The following is a 16747-nucleotide window of genomic DNA, read 5'->3' as shown; positions in this document are numbered from 1 at the left end:
TGAGAAGGCACAGGCTTTGCTGTTAAATAGGCTGCGTGTCGCCGCCGCTATTTCCTGCGGCAAGCGGCATAGGCTGAATAATCGCGCACGTGCCCAACGCCTCCCATTGTTCAGAAGCGAACCGTGCCAGTCAGCTCTTCCTTCGTGATCCGTCTTAACGTGAGTTAATCAAAATGTTGAAAATCGTCCACCTGCTAACGGGCGCTGCAGCGTTGCTGCTGTCCTTTATCCCGAGCCTGCAACCAGAAAGCCTGCCGTACCTGCAACAACACGACGCGCTGTACCTGGCTCTGTTCGGCCTTCTCAACCTGACGCTGGCGCCAGTGATTCCCTACTGGAACAAAGGCACACGCCATCAACTGCAAAACCTGGTCAGCGCCTTGCTGGTGCTGGCTGTCGTGGTACAAACCCTCACCCTCCTGGCCCCTATGCCTGAAGTCGGCGGCCATCCAGCCATCCTACTCAGCCTGGCCATTGCGGTGGTCGCGATCGTTCTTCACCTGGCCATCAGCTTCTACCGTTCGTCTGCCCCGGCCAGCTCGCAAAACTACGACATGACCAACCGGGATACCGGGACCGTTAAGTGGTTCAACACATCCAAAGGCTTCGGCTTTATTTCCCGGGACTCGGGCGACGATATCTTCGTCCACTTCCGGGCCATCCGCGGCGAAGGCCATCGCGTCCTGGTGGAAGGCCAGCGCGTGGAGTTCTCCGTGATGAACCGCGACAAAGGCCTGCAAGCTGAAGACGTGATCGCCGCCCTGCCGCGTCGCTGACCCCAGAGCAAGCCTCAAAAAAAACCGCGATGCAGCTAACACTGCATCGCGGTTTTTTATCGCCGGGACTTTTCCCGAACCCTCAATAATGAGGCGGTGGCGCTTCTTCCTCGGAAGACTCGAACTGCCCGCCCATTTCTTCCTGACGCTTGAGCAAGGCCGTCATCTGCAATTGCAGACGCTCTACCGCACGCTGCTGGGCGACCAGGATGTCATTCAATGTCTCGATGGTGTCGTCCTGGAAAGCCAGGCGGCTCTCAAGGTCCATCACGCGGTCTTGCAGGTCCATGGTTCAGTCCTGGGCAAAAATGAATTCGGGCGGCAGCAGCTCCCGCAGGCGGGTACGAATCAGCGCCACCTGATCGTCGCTATAAGGTACTGCCGGGTGCTTGCTCCAGACTGGTGCAGGCCAAGCCGCATCGTCACGTTTGCGCACAATCACGTGCACATGTAACTGGTTGACCACGTTACCCAGCGCACCGATGTTCATTTTATCGGCGCCGAACCCATCATTGAGCAACTGTGCCAACGTGGTGGTTTCGTGCCACAACCGGGACTGGTCGCCAGCGTCGAGCTGGAACACTTCGCTGATGCCGGCAATGCGCGGCACCAGGATAAGCCAGAGGTAGTTAGAGTCATTGGACAGCAGCAGCCGGCACAGGGGGAATTCCCCGATGGGCAAGGTGTCGTTTTGCAGACGTGGATCCAAGGCGAACACCGCAGTCACTCCGTTCGGCTAGTCAGTTTCAGGCGCCCAGCATACCTGCGAATGGCGACTGCTTCACGGGGCAATCCGCGCGACACCTGCGGCAATCGGCAGATGCACCAAAATGAGTCTTTTATGCCCTACATCGGGCAGGGGTTATCCGCCGATTACTCACTCCACAGGGTGGACCGGTAACATTTCTGACAGAAACGTATTTTTGCGCGTTCGAAATCCCGCACAGCCGGCACCACGAATTCCAAAAAAAACCACGCAAAAGCCCCGTTTTCAGGCGCTTTTCACAGATCCAACACATTTTTCACGAAAAAATGACATCCGCCCGGCAGTTTGAGCACGCTTGTTGCATTCACTCCCATATCGTCGACAACGGCACTTGCCAGGAAGGCAGTGTTTCACGATAAAAACAACAGTGAGTCAATACACCTACAGGAAGTTTTAAAACTTTGAACAGGGTACTTTGCACCCCTGTACAGGGTATTAAAGACAGTATTGAAGTTGTCAGTCTGGTGACAAACAGACTGTAGATTTGCGACATGGATCTAGCAATTTACGACAGCCTCGTAAAGAAGCTGAAAGGACAGATGTGCAAGTATCGCCAATTATTGCCAGCGTGCTATAAGTTTGCGCTGTCACAAAAAAGAAAGAGCCGCCCAGACAAAAATACAGGTGGGACGGCAGTACTCTTCCTAAAACCAAAGGAGCAAATCACGATGCGCGTGATGAAGTGGAGCATGATCGCCCTCGCTGTCTCAGCAGGCACCTCACAGTTCGCTATGGCGTCCGCCCAAGATGATGCCAAAGGCTTTGTCGAAGACAGTACCTTCAGCATCAACACCCGCGCCCTGTACTTCAGCCGGGATAACCGCAACAACAAGTCGGGTACAAGCTACACCCGGGAAAGCGGCCTGGGCTTCAACGGTTTGTACCAATCGGGTTTCACCCAGGGCACCATCGGTGTGGGTGTTGACGTAATCGGCCTGCTGGGCGTGAAACTGGACAGCGGCAGAGGCCGGAATGGCACTGGCTTGTTCCCGGAAGGCTCGGATGGCCGCTCAGAGGATGAGTACTCCAAGGGCGGCGGCGCCATCAAGTTCCGTCTCTCCAATACCGTGCTGAAAGTCGGCGACCAGTACACCACTGCGCCGGTCTTCGCGTCCGACGACAGTCGCTTGCTGCCGGAGCTGCCGCAAGGTATCTCGATCGTCAGCAACGAGATCAAAGACCTCAAGCTTGAAGCCGGTCACTTCACTTCCAGCGTTGCCCAGGCGCAAACCTACAGGGACAGTATCCTCGACTTCCCTGAAACCTCCCGGGGTATCAAGCAAGCCAATTTCGTGGGTGGTACCTACGGTTGGACGCCTGAGTTCACCACCAGCCTCTACTACTCGAAAGTCGAAGACTACTGGCGCAAATACTACGCCAACGTCAACTGGACCCATGCTCTGAGCGATGACCAGTCGGTGGCTGTAGACTTCAACATCTACGACACCAAGAGCGACGGTGCCGGCCTGCAACGCGCCTTCAAAGACAACGAGACCAAACTCGACAACCGTGCGTTCAGCTTGCAGGGTGCCTACACCATCGGTGCACACACCTTCACCCTGGCTGCCCAGAAGGTTACCGGTGACGGCGACTACGGCTACGGCATTGATGGTGGCGGCACAGTGTTCCTGGCCAACTCCGTCGCCCGTTCCGACTTTAACGCCGAAGGTGAAAAATCCTTCAAAGCCCGTTACGACCTCGACATGGCCACCTTCGGTGTACCTGGCCTGAGCTTCCTGGCTGCGTACGTCACCGGTAGCGGCGCCAATACCGCCCTGACCTCGAACGGCAAAGAGTGGGAACGCGACCTCGAAGCCAAATACGTGATCCAGAGCGGCCCGGCCAAAGACCTGAGCCTGCGTATTCGCCAAGCGACTTATCGTTCGTCTGATGGCGTTTACTACGGTTCTTCGTCGATCGACGAACTGCGTCTGATCGCGCAATACCCGCTGAATATCTTGTAATCGAAGATGCCCAGGGGCTTCGGCCCCTAATTAAAAAGCCGCTCACTGTTAACCAGTGAGCGGCTTTTTATTGCACTAATATTTCTACCGCTTAAATAACTAGCAAGCTAGCTATCTAGTTTGTTACCGCGATTAAACTTGACCATTCAGCCAAGTTCGATCCCTGCTCCCGTCATTACTTGGCAGGTGCTTCTTGCATCACGCGAATAACGCGCTGCGGGAATGGGATATCAATCCCTGCAGCTTTCAAGCGATCCCGCGCCAGTTCATTAAACATGAACATCACATCCCAATAATCTGCAGTCTTGGTCCATACGCGCAGGGAAACAGTGATCGAACTGTCGCCCAGGGTCGAAATCACGGCGACCGGCTCTGGGTCCGCCAGAACCCGTGGGTCCTTGGCCAGTTCCAGCAGCACTTCACGGGCCTTTTGCAGGTCGGCTTCGTAGTCGACACCTACGTCAAACACCACCTTGCGGGTCGGTTGGCGGTTGGTGTTGGTGATGATGCCGTTGGACAAGATGCCGTTAGGCACGATGACCGTCTTGTTGTCGCCGGTACGGATCACCGTGTGAAAGATCTGGATGCTATCGACGGTACCCGCCGTGCCCTGGGCTTCGATCCAGTCACCGATGCGGAACGGGCGGAACAGCAGGATCAGCACACCACCGGCAAAGTTAGCCAGGCTGCCTTGCAACGCCAGGCCAATGGCCAGGGTCGCGGCACCGATCGCGGCGACGAACGAGGTGGTTTCGACACCAATCATCGAGGCGACGCTGACAATCAGCATCACTTTGAGCACGATGTTCGCCAGGCTGGTCACAAAGCCCTGCAACGCCAGGTCAGCATTGCGCAGGGCCAGCAGGCGCCCTACCTTGTGGGTCAACTTGTTGATCAACCACCAACCAATGGCCAGGGTCAGCACCGCCAGCAATACCCGGCTGCCGTACTCCATGATCATCGGGACCCAGGCTTGGGAAGCCTTGATCAATTGATCCACTTCAGCATTCAAGTCCATCTAGATTCTCCTGTTTAGCACTGCATATAAAGGTCGCCACAGCAATTGAGCCCCGTAGGGCTCAATCGTTTCTGCAGGTTCTGGGGCGTGGGACGTCGAAATCCCTTACGGGTTCCCGAAAACCGGATCAGTCGCGGAAGTTGTTGAACTGCAGCGGCATATCAAAGGTCTTGGCGCGCAGGGCGGCAATCGCATCCTGCAAATCGTCGCGCTTCTTGCCGGTGATACGCACCTGCTCGCCCTGGATCGCGGCCTGGACCTTGAGCTTGGCGTCCTTGACGTGAGCGACGATTTTCTTCGCCAGCTCCTTGTCGATACCTTCCTTGAGCACCGCTTCCTGCTTCATCAACTTGCCCGAAGCGTAGGCATCCTTGACCTCAAGGCACTGCACATCAATCTTGCGCTTGACCAGGGCCAGCTTGAGGATCTCGATCATCGCTTCCAGCTGGAAATCGGCTTCAGCGGTCAGGTTGACCGTCAGTTCCTTTTCCTTGAACTCAAAGCTGCCTTTGCCTTTCAAGTCATAACGACGGTCCAGCTCCTTGACGGCGTTCTCGACGGCGTTGGTGACTTCGTGCTTGTCCAGTTCAGATACCACGTCGAACGACGGCATGTAGTTTCTCCAATAAAAAAGGGGCGCGGCTCAGTAAAGATGGAGCGCGCCTGGCTTGCGGGTAAAATGCCGGGGCATTATAACGACTCTTTACCCTGAGCTGCTTGGCTCACCCAGCGGCTTACGGAGCAAAATTGATGTCCACCACCTGGCATGTCCTCGGCGCAGGCAGTCTCGGCACATTATGGGCCACACGCCTGGCCCGCGCTGGCCTGCCCGTCACGCTGATCCTGCGCGATCAGGCGCGCCTGAGCCGCTATCGGGCATCTCCCGGGCTGACCCTGGTCGAGCAAGGGCATGCCCAGACTTATCCGGTGGCTGCACAAACATCCGACAGCCCCGAGCCAATTGATCGCCTGCTGGTCGCGTGTAAAGCCTACGATGCTCCTGGCGCTGTCGCACAGCTGGCACGACGCCTGACACCCAATGCCGAGGTAATCCTGCTGCAGAACGGCCTGGGCAGCCAGGATGCGGTTGCCGCCCTATTGCCCCAGGCACGCTGTATCTTCGCCTCCAGCACCGAGGGTGCGTTTCGGCAAAGTGATGGCAGCGTGGTATTCGCCGGCCACGGCTTCACCTGGCTCGGTGACGCCAGCCATCCCACGGCGCCGCTGTGGCTGGACGACCTGCACGCTGCCGGCATTCCCCACCAGTGGAGCACTGACATCCTCACGCGGCTCTGGCGAAAACTGGCACTCAACTGTGCGATCAATCCACTGACGGTGCTCTATCAATGCCGCAATGGCGGATTGCAGGCGCATCACTGCGAGGTGGCGACCTTGTGTGCCGAGCTCGGCGAGCTACTGACGTGCTGCGGCCAACCCGCGGCGGCCGAGAATCTGCAGGCCGAAGTGGAGCGGGTGATCCAGGCGACAGCGGCCAACTTCTCGTCGATGTACCAGGATGTGGCCAACGGGCGGCGCACCGAGATCAGCTATCTGCTCGGCCATGCCTGCCAGGCGGCCTTGCGCCATCGTTTGAGCCTGCCGCATCTGCAACAACTGCAGGTACGCCTGGCCGGCTACCTGGACGCACACGGATTGCCCAGCGACTGAGGCACGCGCTACCCTGCCAACTGGATCCTTGCCTGCGAACCACCTGATGCCACTGCGCCAGCGTCTCGAAAACCTCCCCGTCGGGCAGAAACTGCTGGCGGCCCTGCTGGTACTGCTGACCACCGTGCTGCTGGTGGCCAACCTGACCTTTATCAGCGCCGCCTATTGGATCTCCCAGGAAAGCATGGCCCCGCAAGCCTTGCAGGCAATTGGCCGGCTGGTTTCCAACCCCGCCCTCGCCGCGCAAGCCCTGGACTCTCCCGCCAACGCCGATGCCTTGCTCAACGAGCTGACCAGCTATTCGCCACTGCGGGCGGCGGCCCTGTATGACGGCGAAGGTAGTCGCCTGGCGCAACTGCAACACGGTGATCGCCTGCAACTGCCGGCGCACTATCGCGACATCGAGGCGTGGCGGGTTACCGAGTTTCGCAGCAATCAAGTCATCACCCTGCCCCGCCCCGGCCTGCCCTCAGGGCATCTGCTGCTGGTGGCCAGCAGCGAACTGCCAGTCGCTTTCTACACCGGCACCCTGACCGCCAGCCTTGGCATCCTGATTTTCAGCATCCTGCTGTGGATGGTGATCGCCCGGCAGATCAAACGCCTGATTACCCGGCCCATCCACGAGTTGGAAGAGTTGTCGCGCCAGGTCACCCGCGAGGAGAACTACGCCCTGCGGGCCGGTCGTGGCAACCATGACGAAATCGGCAGCCTGGCCGAAGCATTCAATACCATGCTGTCGCGCATCGAAGCTCGGGAGCAGCAACTCAAGCGCGCACGGGACGACTCCCAGGCCGCCTACGACCAGGCCCAGGGTCTGGCCGAGGAAACCCGGCATACCAACCGCAAGCTGGAACTGGAAGTGCAGGTTCGCAGCAAGATCGAGAAAAAACTCACCGGCTTTCAGAACTATCTCAACAGCATCATCGACTCCATGCCCTCCGCCCTGATTGCCCTGGACGAGCAGCTCTACGTCACCCAATGGAACCAGGAAGCCAGCGCCCTGTCCGGCACGCGCCTGGATGAAGCCCTGAACCAGCCGATCTTCCTCGCCTTCGAACCGCTCAAGCCCTATCTGCCCCAGCTCAAGGCCACGGTAGAGCAGCACACGGTGGAGCGCATCGAGCGCGTTACCTGGATCAAGGACGACGAACCCAAGCACTATGCCCTGACCTTTTACCCGCTGATGGGTGGCGCCGGGCGCGGGGTGGTGATCCGTATCGACGACATTACCCAGCGCCTGTCCCTGGAAGAAATGATGGTGCAATCGGAGAAAATGCTGTCAGTCGGCGGGCTCGCCGCAGGCATGGCCCACGAAATCAACAACCCGTTGGGGGCAATCCTGCACAACGTGCAGAACATTCGGCGACGCCTGTCGGCGGACCTGCCGAAAAACCAGGAGCATGCCGAGCAGGTGGGCGTGGAACTGGAAACGGTCAACCGCTACCTGCAAAGCCGCGAAGTACCGCAGCTGCTCGACGGCATCCAGCAAGCCGGGGCCCGTGCAGCGAAAATCGTCACCCATATGCTCAGTTTCAGCCGCCGCAGCAACCGCCAGATGGCGCCTTGCGACCTGCCGGCCCTGATTGACCAGGCCGTGGAAATTGCCGGTAACGACTTCGACCTGACCATCGGCTTCGACTTCAAGGGCCAGGCGATCATCCGCCAGTTCGACCCATTGCTGGGCCCCGTGCCGGGCACCGCCAACGAATTGGAGCAGGTCCTGCTCAACCTGCTGAAAAACGCCGCCCAGGCCATCCACCTGCGCGAAGACGACAGCGAGCCGGGGCGCATCATCCTGCGCACCCGGCTCAACCCACCCTGGGCCGAGATCCAGGTGGAAGACAATGGCATCGGCATGAGTGAGAACGTGCGCAAACGCACGTTCGAACCGTTCTTCACCACCAAGGAAATCGGCCAGGGCACGGGGCTGGGCCTGTCGGTCTCGTACTTCATCATCACCAACAACCACAAGGGCCAGATGGAGGTTCACTCCACCCTGGGCCAGGGCACCTGTTTCACCTTGCGCCTGCCACTGGCCGGCAGCCAGCTTGCCCCCCACGAACTGACTCAACTGGAGCACTGACCATGGGCTTTCGCCTGTCGAAAATTTACACCCGTACCGGCGACAAGGGCGAAACCGGCCTGGGTGACGGCCGCCGCGTGCCCAAGGATCACCCCCGGGTGGAGGCGATCGGTGAAGTGGACAGCCTCAACAGCCAACTGGGCCTGCTGTTGGCCGGCCTTGAGGAGCAAAGCGGCCAGCATCCCGCGCTGAACGATGTGATCGAGGTACTAACACCCTGCCAGCATCGACTGTTTGACCTCGGTGGCGAGCTGGCAATGCCGGTCTACAAGGCGCTCAATGCGGGCGAGGTGGACCGCCTGGAAGCCGCGATTGATCGCTGGAATGAAGAAGTCGGGCCTTTGGAGAACTTCATCCTGCCCGGCGGTTCGGCGCTGATTGCCCAGGCCCACGTGTGCCGCAGCCTGGCCCGTAGCGCCGAGCGGCGCTGCCAGCAACTGAATGCGCTGGAGCCGTTGGAAGGGGTGGGATTGGCGTATATCAATCGGCTATCGGATTTGCTGTTTGTGGCAGCAAGGGTGATTGCCCGGAGGCAAGGGATTGCGGAGATTTTGTGGCAGGCGGCGGCTAAGCCGCACTGAGACTCTGCGGGGTTTTGTATTGTTTGGCAGGGCCTCATCGCGGGCAAGCCCGCTCCCACATTTTGATTTGTGAGTACATTCAAGTGTGGGGGATTTTGTGGCAGGCGGCTAAGCCGCACTGAAATTCTGCAGGTTTTGTATTGTTTGACTGGGCCTCATCGCGGGCAAGCCCGCTCCCACATTTTGATTTGTGAATACATTCAAATGTGGGGATTTTGTGGCAGGCGGCTAAGCCGCACTGAAATTCTGCGGGTTTTGTATTGTTTGACTGGGCCTCATCGCGGGCAAGCCCGCTCCCACATTTTGATTTGTGAATACATTCAAATGTGGGAGCTGGCTTGCCTGCGATGGGGCCAGCAATGACAACTCACACCTCAGGCCAGAACACCCGAATCCCCGCCACACCCTGCGCCCCGCTCTCCCAGGCCTTCTCCCGCTCGTCAGGCCCAACCCCGCCCAACAGAAACACCGGTTTGCTGAAGCCCTTGATCAACTGCGCCGCCTCTTCCCAACCCAGAGGCTGCGCATCAGGGTGAGTCTGGGTCGGCTGCACCGGCGACAGAGTGACAAAATCCACGTCCATCAGTTCGGCCAATGCCAGTTCCTCGGCATTGTGGCAAGACGCCGCCAACCAGCGGTCCCTGGGCAACGGTCGGCCCTTGCTCGCGTATTTGCGCAGTTGCGCCGAGGTCATGTGCCAGCCAGCAGCCGGGAAATCACCGAGCCATTCAAACGGCCCCTTGAGCATCAATTGCGCCTTGCCAGCACACAGGCCTACGGCGTCCACCGCCAGGTCGCGGTATTTGGGGTCGTAGCCATTGGGCGCACGCAACTGGATCAGTTTGATACCACCGGCAACGGCTTTCTGGATACCGCGCAACAGCACCGGGGTTTCCAGTTCGCCTGGGGTGATCAGGTAGTCGGCGGGCAAACGGGCAGCAGCAACGATGGGCGCATTGGCCGCGGGAAACTCGTAGTTCTGCAAGTCCCGTGGCGCCACCCATTCAAGGGGCTGCCCTTCCGCGCCGTGGGGCTCGCCGGTAAACGCCGAGACCTCCCAGACATCCAGCAACACCTGCTTGTCCGGGTAATCATGCTGTACCTGGATCAACGGCCGGGCCGTGGTGACCTGGATACCCAATTCTTCCTGCAGCTCTCGCCCCAGTGCGGTGAGCACCGACTCATCGGCCTCCACCTTGCCACCGGGAAACTCCCAGAGGCCGCCCTGGTGCTGGGTATCTGCACGACGGGCCAACAGAATCCGGCCATCGGTACCGCGAATGACTGCGGCTGCTACATGAACTCGTTTCACGGTTTTACGTCCTCTAAGCCGGCGCCTGCCGGGGCATTGCCAATGCCCCGGGCAGGTATCAAGTACGGTATTCGGCGTTGATCTTCACGTACTCGTGGGACAGGTCGGTGGTCCAGATGGTTTCGCTGCACTCACCGCGACCCAACTCGATACGGATGGTGATTTCTTCCTGCTGCATCACCGCCGAGCCCTGGGCTTCGGTGTAGGTCTCGGCACGGGCGCCACGGCTGGCGATGCACACATCGCCGAGGAACACGTCGATCTTGCTCACATCCAGGTTCGGTACGCCGGCACGGCCAACCGCCGCGAGGATCCGGCCCCAGTTCGGGTCGGACGCAAACAGCGCGGTCTTGATCAATGGCGAGTGGGCCACGGTGTAACCCACATCCAGGCACTCCTGGTGATTACCGCCGCCGTTGACTTCAACGGTAACGAACTTGGTCGCGCCTTCGCCGTCACGCACGATGGCCTGGGCCACTTCCATGCACACTTCAAACACCGCCTGCTTCAACGCCGCGAACAGCGGGCCGTTGGACGAGGTGATTTCCGGCAGATCGGCCTTGCCGGTGGCAATCAACATGCAGCAGTCGTTGGTCGAGGTATCGCCGTCGATGGTGATGCGGTTGAACGACTTGTTGGCGCCATCAAGCATCAGGTTTTGCAGCACGTCACGGGAGACTTTGGCGTCGGTGGCGATGTAGCCGAGCATGGTCGCCATGTTCGGGCGGATCATGCCCGCGCCTTTGCTGATACCTGTCACGGTGACGGTCACGCCGTCATGCACAAACTGGCGGCTGGCGCCCTTGGGCAAGGTGTCGGTGGTCATGATCCCGGTGGCCGCGGCCGCCCAGTTATCCACCGACAAGTCGTCCAGCGCGGCTTGCAGGGCGCCTTCGATTTTTTCCACGGGCAGTGGCTCACCGATCACCCCGGTGGAGTACGGCAGCACTTGGCTGGCGTCCACGCCGGTCAACTCCGCCAGCTTGGCGCAGGTGCGCGCGGCAGCGGCCAGGCCTGGTTCGCCGGTGCCGGCGTTGGCATTGCCGGTGTTGGTCAGCAGGTAACGTACCGGGCCTTCGACGCGTTGCTTGGCGAGGATCACGGGCGCGGCGCAAAACGCGTTCAGGGTGAAAACACCGGCGATGGTCGAGCCTTCGGCACAGCGCATCACCACCACGTCTTTGCGCCCAGGGCGTTTGATGCCGGCCGAAGCGATACCGAGTTCAAAACCGGCAACCGGGTGCAACGTGGGCAAAGGACCAAGACCAACAGCCATGAATGCGCTCCTTAACGATGTCTGCACCGTCGTCGTCGACGGTGATTAAATGGCAAAACGCCGCGACGGCTGATGCCGGTCGCGGCGCGGGGTATTGCAGCGTCAGGCAAAAATCTTAGTTGATTTCGCCGTGGCAGTGTTTGAACTTCTTGCCCGAACCGCACCAGCACGGCTCGTTGCGACCCAGCTTCTGCTCGTTGCGCACCGGCGCCTGGGCCAGGGCCACGTCGACTTCTTCGCCCAGCACTTCAGGTGCTTCAAGACCCGGTGCTTCGTCATGCTGGAACTGCATGCGCGCGGCAAGGGCTTCGGCTTCCTGGCGCAGACGGGCTTCTTCTTCGATCGGGTCTTCGCGACGCACCTGAACGTGGGACAGCACACGAATCGAATCGCGCTTGATCGAATCCAGCAACTCGGAGAACAGCGTGAACGACTCGCGCTTGTACTCCTGCTTCGGGTTCTTCTGGGCGTAGCCGCGCAGGTGGATACCGTGACGCAGGTGATCCATGGTCGACAGGTGGTCTTTCCACAGGTCGTCCAGCACGCGCAGAACGATTTGCTTCTCGAAGGTGCGCAGTGCTTCGGCACTGGCTTGCTCTTCTTTCTCGTTATACGCGGCCAGCAGTTCGGCCATCAGTTTTTCGCGCAGGGTTTCTTCGTACAGGTGGTCGTCTTCGTCGAGCCATTGCTGGACCGGCAGATCGACACCGAAGTCGCTCTTCAACGCCGCTTCCAGGCCGGCAACATCCCACTGCTCAGGCAGGGACTGTGGCGGGATATGGGCGCTGACGGTGGCGTTGAGCACGTCCTGACGGAAGTCGGCGATGGTTTCGCCAATGTTGTCGGCGGCCAGCAACGTGTTACGCATGTGATAAATCACTTTACGCTGTTCGTTGTTGACGTCATCGAACTCCAGCAGTTGCTTACGAATGTCGAAGTTACGACCTTCGACCTTGCGCTGGGCCTTTTCGATGGCGTTGGTCACCATGCGGTGCTCGATGGCTTCGCCGGACTGCATGCCCAGGGCCTTCATGAAGTTCTTTACCCGATCCGAGGCGAAGATGCGCATCAGGCTGTCTTCCAGGGACAGGTAGAAACGGCTGGAACCGGCGTCACCCTGGCGACCGGCACGGCCACGCAGTTGGTTGTCGATACGACGCGATTCGTGACGCTCGGACGCGATCACCTGCAAACCACCGGATTCCAGCACTGCCTGGTGGCGTTTCTGCCAGTCGGCCTTGATCTGGGCGATCTGCTCAGGGGTCGGGTTGTCCAGGGACGCCACTTCCACTTCCCAGTTGCCGCCCAACAGGATGTCGGTACCACGACCGGCCATGTTGGTCGCGATGGTCAGCGCGCCTGGGCGACCGGCCTGGGCAATGATCTCGGCTTCTTTTTCGTGGAACTTGGCGTTGAGGACCTTGTGCTCGATACCTTCCTTGTTGAGCAGGTTCGACATGTGCTCGGAGGTTTCGATGGTGGCAGTACCCACCAGGACCGGACGGCCGTGGGTCATGCATTCCTTGATGTCGGCGACGATGGCCGCGTATTTCTCGTCGGCGGTCAGGAACACCAGGTCGTTGTAGTCTTTACGCGCCAGCGGCTTGTTCGGCGGGATAACCATCACCGACAGACCGTAGATCTGGTGGAATTCGAACGCTTCGGTATCCGCAGTACCGGTCATGCCGGACAGCTTGTTGTACAGGCGGAAGTAGTTCTGGAAGGTGGTCGAGGCCAGGGTCTGGCTCTCGGCCTGGATATTGAGCTCTTCCTTGGCTTCGATGGCCTGGTGCAGGCCTTCGGACAAGCGACGACCGGGCATGGTACGGCCGGTGTGTTCGTCGACCAGTACTACCTGGCCGTCCTGGACGATGTATTCGACGTTGCGATGGAACAGCTTGTGGGCGCGCAGGCCGGCATACACGTGGGTCAACAGGCCCAGGTTGTGCGCCGAGTACAGGCTTTCGCCTTCAGCCAGCAGGCCGATCTGGGTCAGCATTTCTTCGACGAACTGGTGACCGGCTTCGTTGAGTTCGACCTGACGGGTCTTCTCGTCGATGGAGTAATGACCTTCTTTGGTCACCACGCCTTCCACTTCCTCGATATGTTGCTCAAGGCGCGGGATCAACTTGTTGATTTCGGTGTACAGGCGCGAGCTGTCTTCGGCCTGGCCGGAGATGATCAGCGGGGTACGGGCTTCGTCGATGAGGATGGAGTCGACTTCGTCGATCACGGCAAAGTTGAGTTCGCGCTGGAATTTTTCTTCCATGCTGAACGCCATGTTGTCGCGCAGGTAGTCGAAACCGAATTCGTTGTTGGTGCCGTAGGTGATGTCGGCGGCGTAGGCGGCACGCTTCTCTTCCGGCGGCTGGAACGGCGTCACGACGCCGACGGTCAGGCCGAGGAATTCATACAGCGGACGCATCCAGTTGGCGTCCCGGCGGGCCAGGTAGTCGTTCACCGTCACAACGTGCACGCCCTTGCCGGACAGTGCGTTGAGGTAAACACCCAGGGTTGCCACCAGGGTCTTGCCTTCACCGGTGCGCATTTCGGCAATCATGCCTTCATGCAGGGTCATGCCGCCGATCAACTGGACGTCGAAGTGGCGCATGCCCATCACCCGCTTACCGGCTTCGCGGGCGACCGCAAAGGCTTCAGGCAGCAGTTTGTCGAGGGTCTCACCTTTGGCTATGCGGGCCTTGAACTCTTCGGTCTTGGCGCGCAATTGCTCGTCCGACAAAGCAACCATCTGCTCTTCGAAGGCATTGACCAGCTGCACCGTCTTGAGCATGCGTTTGACTTCGCGCTCATTCTTGCTTCCAAAAAGTTTCTTTAACAAAGGCGCAAACATATCGGCAGGTTCTTCCACACATTAGGGATGAAGGGGCGCCCCGTGAGTCGCCCGAGCAGCCCTCACGGCCGCATGCGAACGAGCATTCTACCCGGAAACGAGGGTGAGGAAAGTGGCGTTGTTCCACGATGCAGGCACAGCGTTCCCAGAGGGCTTGTTTAAAATAGGGGCTTTTTGCTGAACTTCAACCCATTCGAGTGAGAAGTTACTTATTGATTTAATGGATAAACTGCTGACAAAGCAATGACCACGGTGCCGCACACGCTTTCTGCTACCATGGCGGCTCTGTTACCTAAGGTGTCTAGATCATGGCATTTCGCCCTCTTACGGCCCGTGCTCCCGCCGTGTTGCTGCGCGAAGCCAAGCCTTTAAAAGCCATCTTTGGCCATGCGCAACGCCTGGGCCATCTGCAACGCCTCCTGGAAAGCCAACTGCAACCTGCTGCTCGCGAACACTGTCATGTGGCGTCGTGGCGTGAAGGTACGCTGCTGCTGATCGTCACCGATGGGCATTGGGCAACCCGCCTGCGCTACCAACAAAAACGCTTGCAGCGCCAGCTACAGGCATTTGAGGTATTTGAGAGCCTGCAGCGCATCCAGTTCAAGGTCCAGCCACCGACCGTGCAGCAAGGTGCGGTGGGGCATACCATGGATTTGTCGGTGAATGCCGCCGAAACCATCCAGGCGACGGCAGACGGGATTACAGATCCGAAGTTGCGCGCAGCGCTGGAGCGCCTGGCCAGTCACGCCAAGCCCAAGACCTGAGAGCGGGCAGCCGCGAGTGCGGTGTGCCAGTCGGCACATGTATCGACTGATACAGCGCAATCGCGGGCAAGCCCGCTCCCCCATTGGGTTGCATAGACCTTGATGGCTACTTGCGCTTGCTACCGCCAAGCAAAGACCCCAACAGCCCGCGCACCAACTGGCGGCCCATCTGGTTGGCCGCCTGCTGCATCGCCGATTTCAGGGCCTTGCCCGCGGTCGTGCCAAGAAACGCCCCGGCCTTGTCGGTGAAGCTCGGTTCTTCAGCGGCAGGCGCAGCACTCGCCTCGGGCCCCAGCTCCTTGCGTGCCATCAGCACTTCATAGGCGGATTCACGATCAATCGGCTTGTCATAGCGCCCCTGTAGAGGCGAGCCGGCAATCAACCCTGCCCGCTCGGCGGCAGTCAACGGCCCGATCCGCGACTGCGGCGGCGCGACCAGCACCCGCTGGACCACCTCGGGGGTGCCTTTTTCCTGCAGCGTACCCACCAGTGCCTCACCCGTGCCCAGCTCGGTCAATACCGCCAGCGCATCAAACGCAGGATTTGGTCGGAAACCATCGGCCACCGCCCGCAGGGATTTTTGCTCCTTGGTGGTGAACGCCCGCAGGCCATGCTGGATCCGCAAACCCAGTTGCGCCAGTACGCTATCCGGCAAGTCGCCCGGCGACTGGGTGACAAAATACACCCCCACACCTTTGGAACGAATCAACCGCACCACTTGCTCCAGGCGGTCCTGCAAGGCCTTGGGCGTATCGGCAAACAGCAAATGCGCTTCGTCGAAGAACAGTGCCAGCAGCGGCTTGTCGGCATCCCCGCGTTCCGGCAACTGCTCGAACAACTCCGCCAGCAACCACAGCAGGAAGGTCGCATAGACCTTGGGTGACTCGTGCACCAGGCGGCTGGCATCCAGCAAATGAATACGCCCTCGCCCATCGCTGGCCGGTTGCAGAATATCTTCCAGTTGCAGCGCCGGCTCGCCGAACAGGGCCTCTGCGCCCTGCTGTTCCAGCACGGCCAGGCGCCGCAGCAAAGCCTGGCTGGAGCCCGTGGTCATCAGGGCCGCATCATCGCCGAGCAATTCGGGGTGGAATTTGAGGTGATTGAGCAGGGCCTTGAGGTCCTTGAGATCCAAGAGCAACAAGCCCTCGCGATCGGCCACTTTAAACGCCGCATACAAGGTCGACTGCTGGCTGTCGGTCAACTCCAGCAGGCTGCCCAGCAACAGTGGGCCCATTTCACTCAAGGTTGTACGAAGCGGATGACCGGACTGACCGTGGATATCCCACAGCGTTACCGGATATGCCTTAGGCGCGTAATTCAGGAACGGCATGCCGGCGATCCGCTCGGCCACCTTGCCCTGGGGATTGCCTGCAGCGCCCAGGCCACACAGGTCACCCTTGATATCTGCAGCGAACACCGCCACGCCAGCATCACTGAACGCCTCTGCCAGCCGCTGCAACGTCACGGTCTTGCCGGTGCCGGTAGCGCCGGCGATCAGGCCATGGCGGTTAGCCAGGCGCATGGCCTGGGCGATGGGTTGGCCTTCAAGGTCTGCGCCAATAAGAAGTTGCGAGGAGTCAGGCATTTTGTCACCCATGGTTAATCTTTAGCCCTGCACGGTCGATACAGATAAAGCGAGAGACCCAAAAAGTCTAAAAAAGTTAGGCCAGATAATTCCTGCAGGAGCA

14 protein-coding genes are annotated in these 16747 nt (G+C 59.6%); 6 read left to right on the top strand and 8 right to left on the bottom strand.

The window, feature by feature from the left end; genetic code table 11:
* Positions 1 to 173: 173 nt before the first annotated feature.
* The gene (locus HBR94_RS28915; protein WP_057441381.1) at positions 174 to 776 is read left to right on the top strand and encodes a cold-shock protein; all 603 of its coding nucleotides are present in this window, start codon (positions 174 to 176) and stop codon (positions 774 to 776) included.
* Between the two features lie 82 nt (positions 777 to 858).
* Here HBR94_RS28915 and HBR94_RS22450 read toward each other — a convergent pair whose 3' ends face one another.
* Both HBR94_RS22450 and HBR94_RS22445 read right to left on the bottom strand, forming a co-directional pair.
* Positions 859 to 1065: a SlyX family protein gene (locus HBR94_RS22450; RefSeq protein WP_057441383.1), complete on the bottom strand. Its 207-nt coding sequence runs from the start codon at positions 1063 to 1065 to the stop codon at positions 859 to 861.
* Between the two features lie 3 nt (positions 1066 to 1068).
* Entirely contained in the window at positions 1069 to 1494 is a 426-nt protein-coding gene (locus HBR94_RS22445) for an HIT domain-containing protein (RefSeq protein ID WP_170045566.1), read from the bottom strand.
* A 716-nt stretch (positions 1495 to 2210) separates the two neighbouring features.
* Between HBR94_RS22445 and HBR94_RS22440 the strand changes: the two genes are divergently transcribed.
* The gene (locus tag HBR94_RS22440; protein WP_057440145.1) at positions 2211 to 3506 is read left to right on the top strand and encodes an OprD family porin; all 1296 of its coding nucleotides are present in this window, start codon (positions 2211 to 2213) and stop codon (positions 3504 to 3506) included.
* Positions 3507 to 3681: 175 nt separating this feature from the next.
* Here the strand turns inward: HBR94_RS22440 and HBR94_RS22435 are convergent, their stop codons facing one another.
* Together HBR94_RS22435 and HBR94_RS22430 are read right to left on the bottom strand one after the other, a co-directional pair.
* A complete protein-coding gene (locus HBR94_RS22435) occupies positions 3682 to 4524 on the bottom strand; it encodes a mechanosensitive ion channel family protein (protein ID WP_115128830.1) in 843 nt (280 codons plus the stop codon).
* A gap of 127 nt (positions 4525 to 4651) precedes the next feature.
* Positions 4652 to 5137, bottom strand: coding sequence for a YajQ family cyclic di-GMP-binding protein (locus HBR94_RS22430; protein ID WP_057440144.1), 486 nt, complete (start codon positions 5135 to 5137; stop codon positions 4652 to 4654).
* Between the two features lie 137 nt (positions 5138 to 5274).
* Between HBR94_RS22430 and HBR94_RS22425 the strand changes: the two genes are divergently transcribed.
* From HBR94_RS22425 to HBR94_RS22415, 3 genes are read left to right on the top strand one after another with little or no spacing between them, the layout of a single operon-like run.
* Complete coding sequence (locus tag HBR94_RS22425; RefSeq protein ID WP_057440143.1) at positions 5275 to 6192, top strand: putative 2-dehydropantoate 2-reductase; 918 nt, start codon at positions 5275 to 5277, stop codon at positions 6190 to 6192.
* A gap of 46 nt (positions 6193 to 6238) precedes the next feature.
* Entirely contained in the window at positions 6239 to 8275 is a 2037-nt protein-coding gene (locus HBR94_RS22420) for a HAMP domain-containing sensor histidine kinase (RefSeq protein ID WP_057960531.1), read from the top strand.
* 2 nt (positions 8276 to 8277) lie between these two features.
* Positions 8278 to 8856 carry a cob(I)yrinic acid a,c-diamide adenosyltransferase gene (locus HBR94_RS22415; protein ID WP_115128832.1) on the top strand — a complete coding sequence of 193 codons (579 nt, stop codon included), beginning with the start codon at positions 8278 to 8280 and terminating at the stop codon, positions 8854 to 8856.
* A gap of 367 nt (positions 8857 to 9223) precedes the next feature.
* On the opposite strand, the gene HBR94_RS22410 is transcribed toward HBR94_RS22415, so the two are convergent.
* The 3 genes from HBR94_RS22410 to secA all read right to left on the bottom strand — a co-directional run bounded on the left by HBR94_RS22410 (position 9224) and on the right by secA (position 14295).
* Entirely contained in the window at positions 9224 to 10168 is a 945-nt protein-coding gene (locus HBR94_RS22410) for a Nudix family hydrolase (protein WP_170045565.1), read from the bottom strand.
* Positions 10169 to 10226: 58 nt separating this feature from the next.
* The gene (gene argJ, locus HBR94_RS22405) at positions 10227 to 11444 is read right to left on the bottom strand and encodes a bifunctional glutamate N-acetyltransferase/amino-acid acetyltransferase ArgJ (protein ID WP_057960534.1); all 1218 of its coding nucleotides are present in this window, start codon (positions 11442 to 11444) and stop codon (positions 10227 to 10229) included.
* A 115-nt stretch (positions 11445 to 11559) separates the two neighbouring features.
* The gene (gene secA / locus HBR94_RS22400) at positions 11560 to 14295 is read right to left on the bottom strand and encodes a preprotein translocase subunit SecA (RefSeq protein ID WP_115128834.1); all 2736 of its coding nucleotides are present in this window, start codon (positions 14293 to 14295) and stop codon (positions 11560 to 11562) included.
* 308 nt (positions 14296 to 14603) lie between these two features.
* On the opposite strand from secA, the gene HBR94_RS22395 reads away from it, so the two are divergent.
* Positions 14604 to 15059: a DciA family protein gene (locus tag HBR94_RS22395; RefSeq protein WP_057440138.1), complete on the top strand. Its 456-nt coding sequence runs from the start codon at positions 14604 to 14606 to the stop codon at positions 15057 to 15059.
* A gap of 106 nt (positions 15060 to 15165) precedes the next feature.
* Here the strand turns inward: HBR94_RS22395 and HBR94_RS22390 are convergent, their stop codons facing one another.
* Positions 15166 to 16644: a helicase HerA-like domain-containing protein gene (locus HBR94_RS22390; protein WP_057440147.1), complete on the bottom strand. Its 1479-nt coding sequence runs from the start codon at positions 16642 to 16644 to the stop codon at positions 15166 to 15168.
* Between the last annotated feature and the right edge of the window lie 103 nt (positions 16645 to 16747).

The organism is Pseudomonas sp. WS 5412, from assembly GCF_012985615.1.
Lineage (GTDB): Bacteria > Pseudomonadota > Gammaproteobacteria > Pseudomonadales > Pseudomonadaceae > Aquipseudomonas > Aquipseudomonas shahriarae.
This window is presented reverse-complemented; position numbering and strand designations above follow the sequence as displayed.

Excerpts from the sequence above, each read along its gene's own strand:
- HBR94_RS28915 (WP_057441381.1), top strand. The coding sequence starts at position 174 with ATGTTGAAAATCGTCCACCTGCTAACGGGCGCTGCAGCGTTGCTGCTG.
- HBR94_RS22450 (WP_057441383.1), bottom strand. The coding sequence starts at position 1,065 with ATGGACCTGCAAGACCGCGTGATGGACCTTGAGAGCCGCCTGGCTTTC.
- HBR94_RS22440 (WP_057440145.1), top strand. The coding sequence starts at position 2,211 with ATGCGCGTGATGAAGTGGAGCATGATCGCCCTCGCTGTCTCAGCAGGC.
- HBR94_RS22435 (WP_115128830.1), bottom strand. The coding sequence starts at position 4,524 with ATGGACTTGAATGCTGAAGTGGATCAATTGATCAAGGCTTCCCAAGCC.
- HBR94_RS22430 (WP_057440144.1), bottom strand. The coding sequence starts at position 5,137 with ATGCCGTCGTTCGACGTGGTATCTGAACTGGACAAGCACGAAGTCACC.
- HBR94_RS22425 (WP_057440143.1), top strand. The coding sequence starts at position 5,275 with ATGTCCACCACCTGGCATGTCCTCGGCGCAGGCAGTCTCGGCACATTA.
- HBR94_RS22420 (WP_057960531.1), top strand. The coding sequence starts at position 6,239 with ATGCCACTGCGCCAGCGTCTCGAAAACCTCCCCGTCGGGCAGAAACTG.
- HBR94_RS22415 (WP_115128832.1), top strand. The coding sequence starts at position 8,278 with ATGGGCTTTCGCCTGTCGAAAATTTACACCCGTACCGGCGACAAGGGC.
- argJ (WP_057960534.1), bottom strand. The coding sequence starts at position 11,444 with ATGGCTGTTGGTCTTGGTCCTTTGCCCACGTTGCACCCGGTTGCCGGT.
- secA (WP_115128834.1), bottom strand. The coding sequence starts at position 14,295 with ATGTTTGCGCCTTTGTTAAAGAAACTTTTTGGAAGCAAGAATGAGCGC.
- HBR94_RS22395 (WP_057440138.1), top strand. The coding sequence starts at position 14,604 with ATGGCATTTCGCCCTCTTACGGCCCGTGCTCCCGCCGTGTTGCTGCGC.
- HBR94_RS22390 (WP_057440147.1), bottom strand. The coding sequence starts at position 16,644 with ATGCCTGACTCCTCGCAACTTCTTATTGGCGCAGACCTTGAAGGCCAA.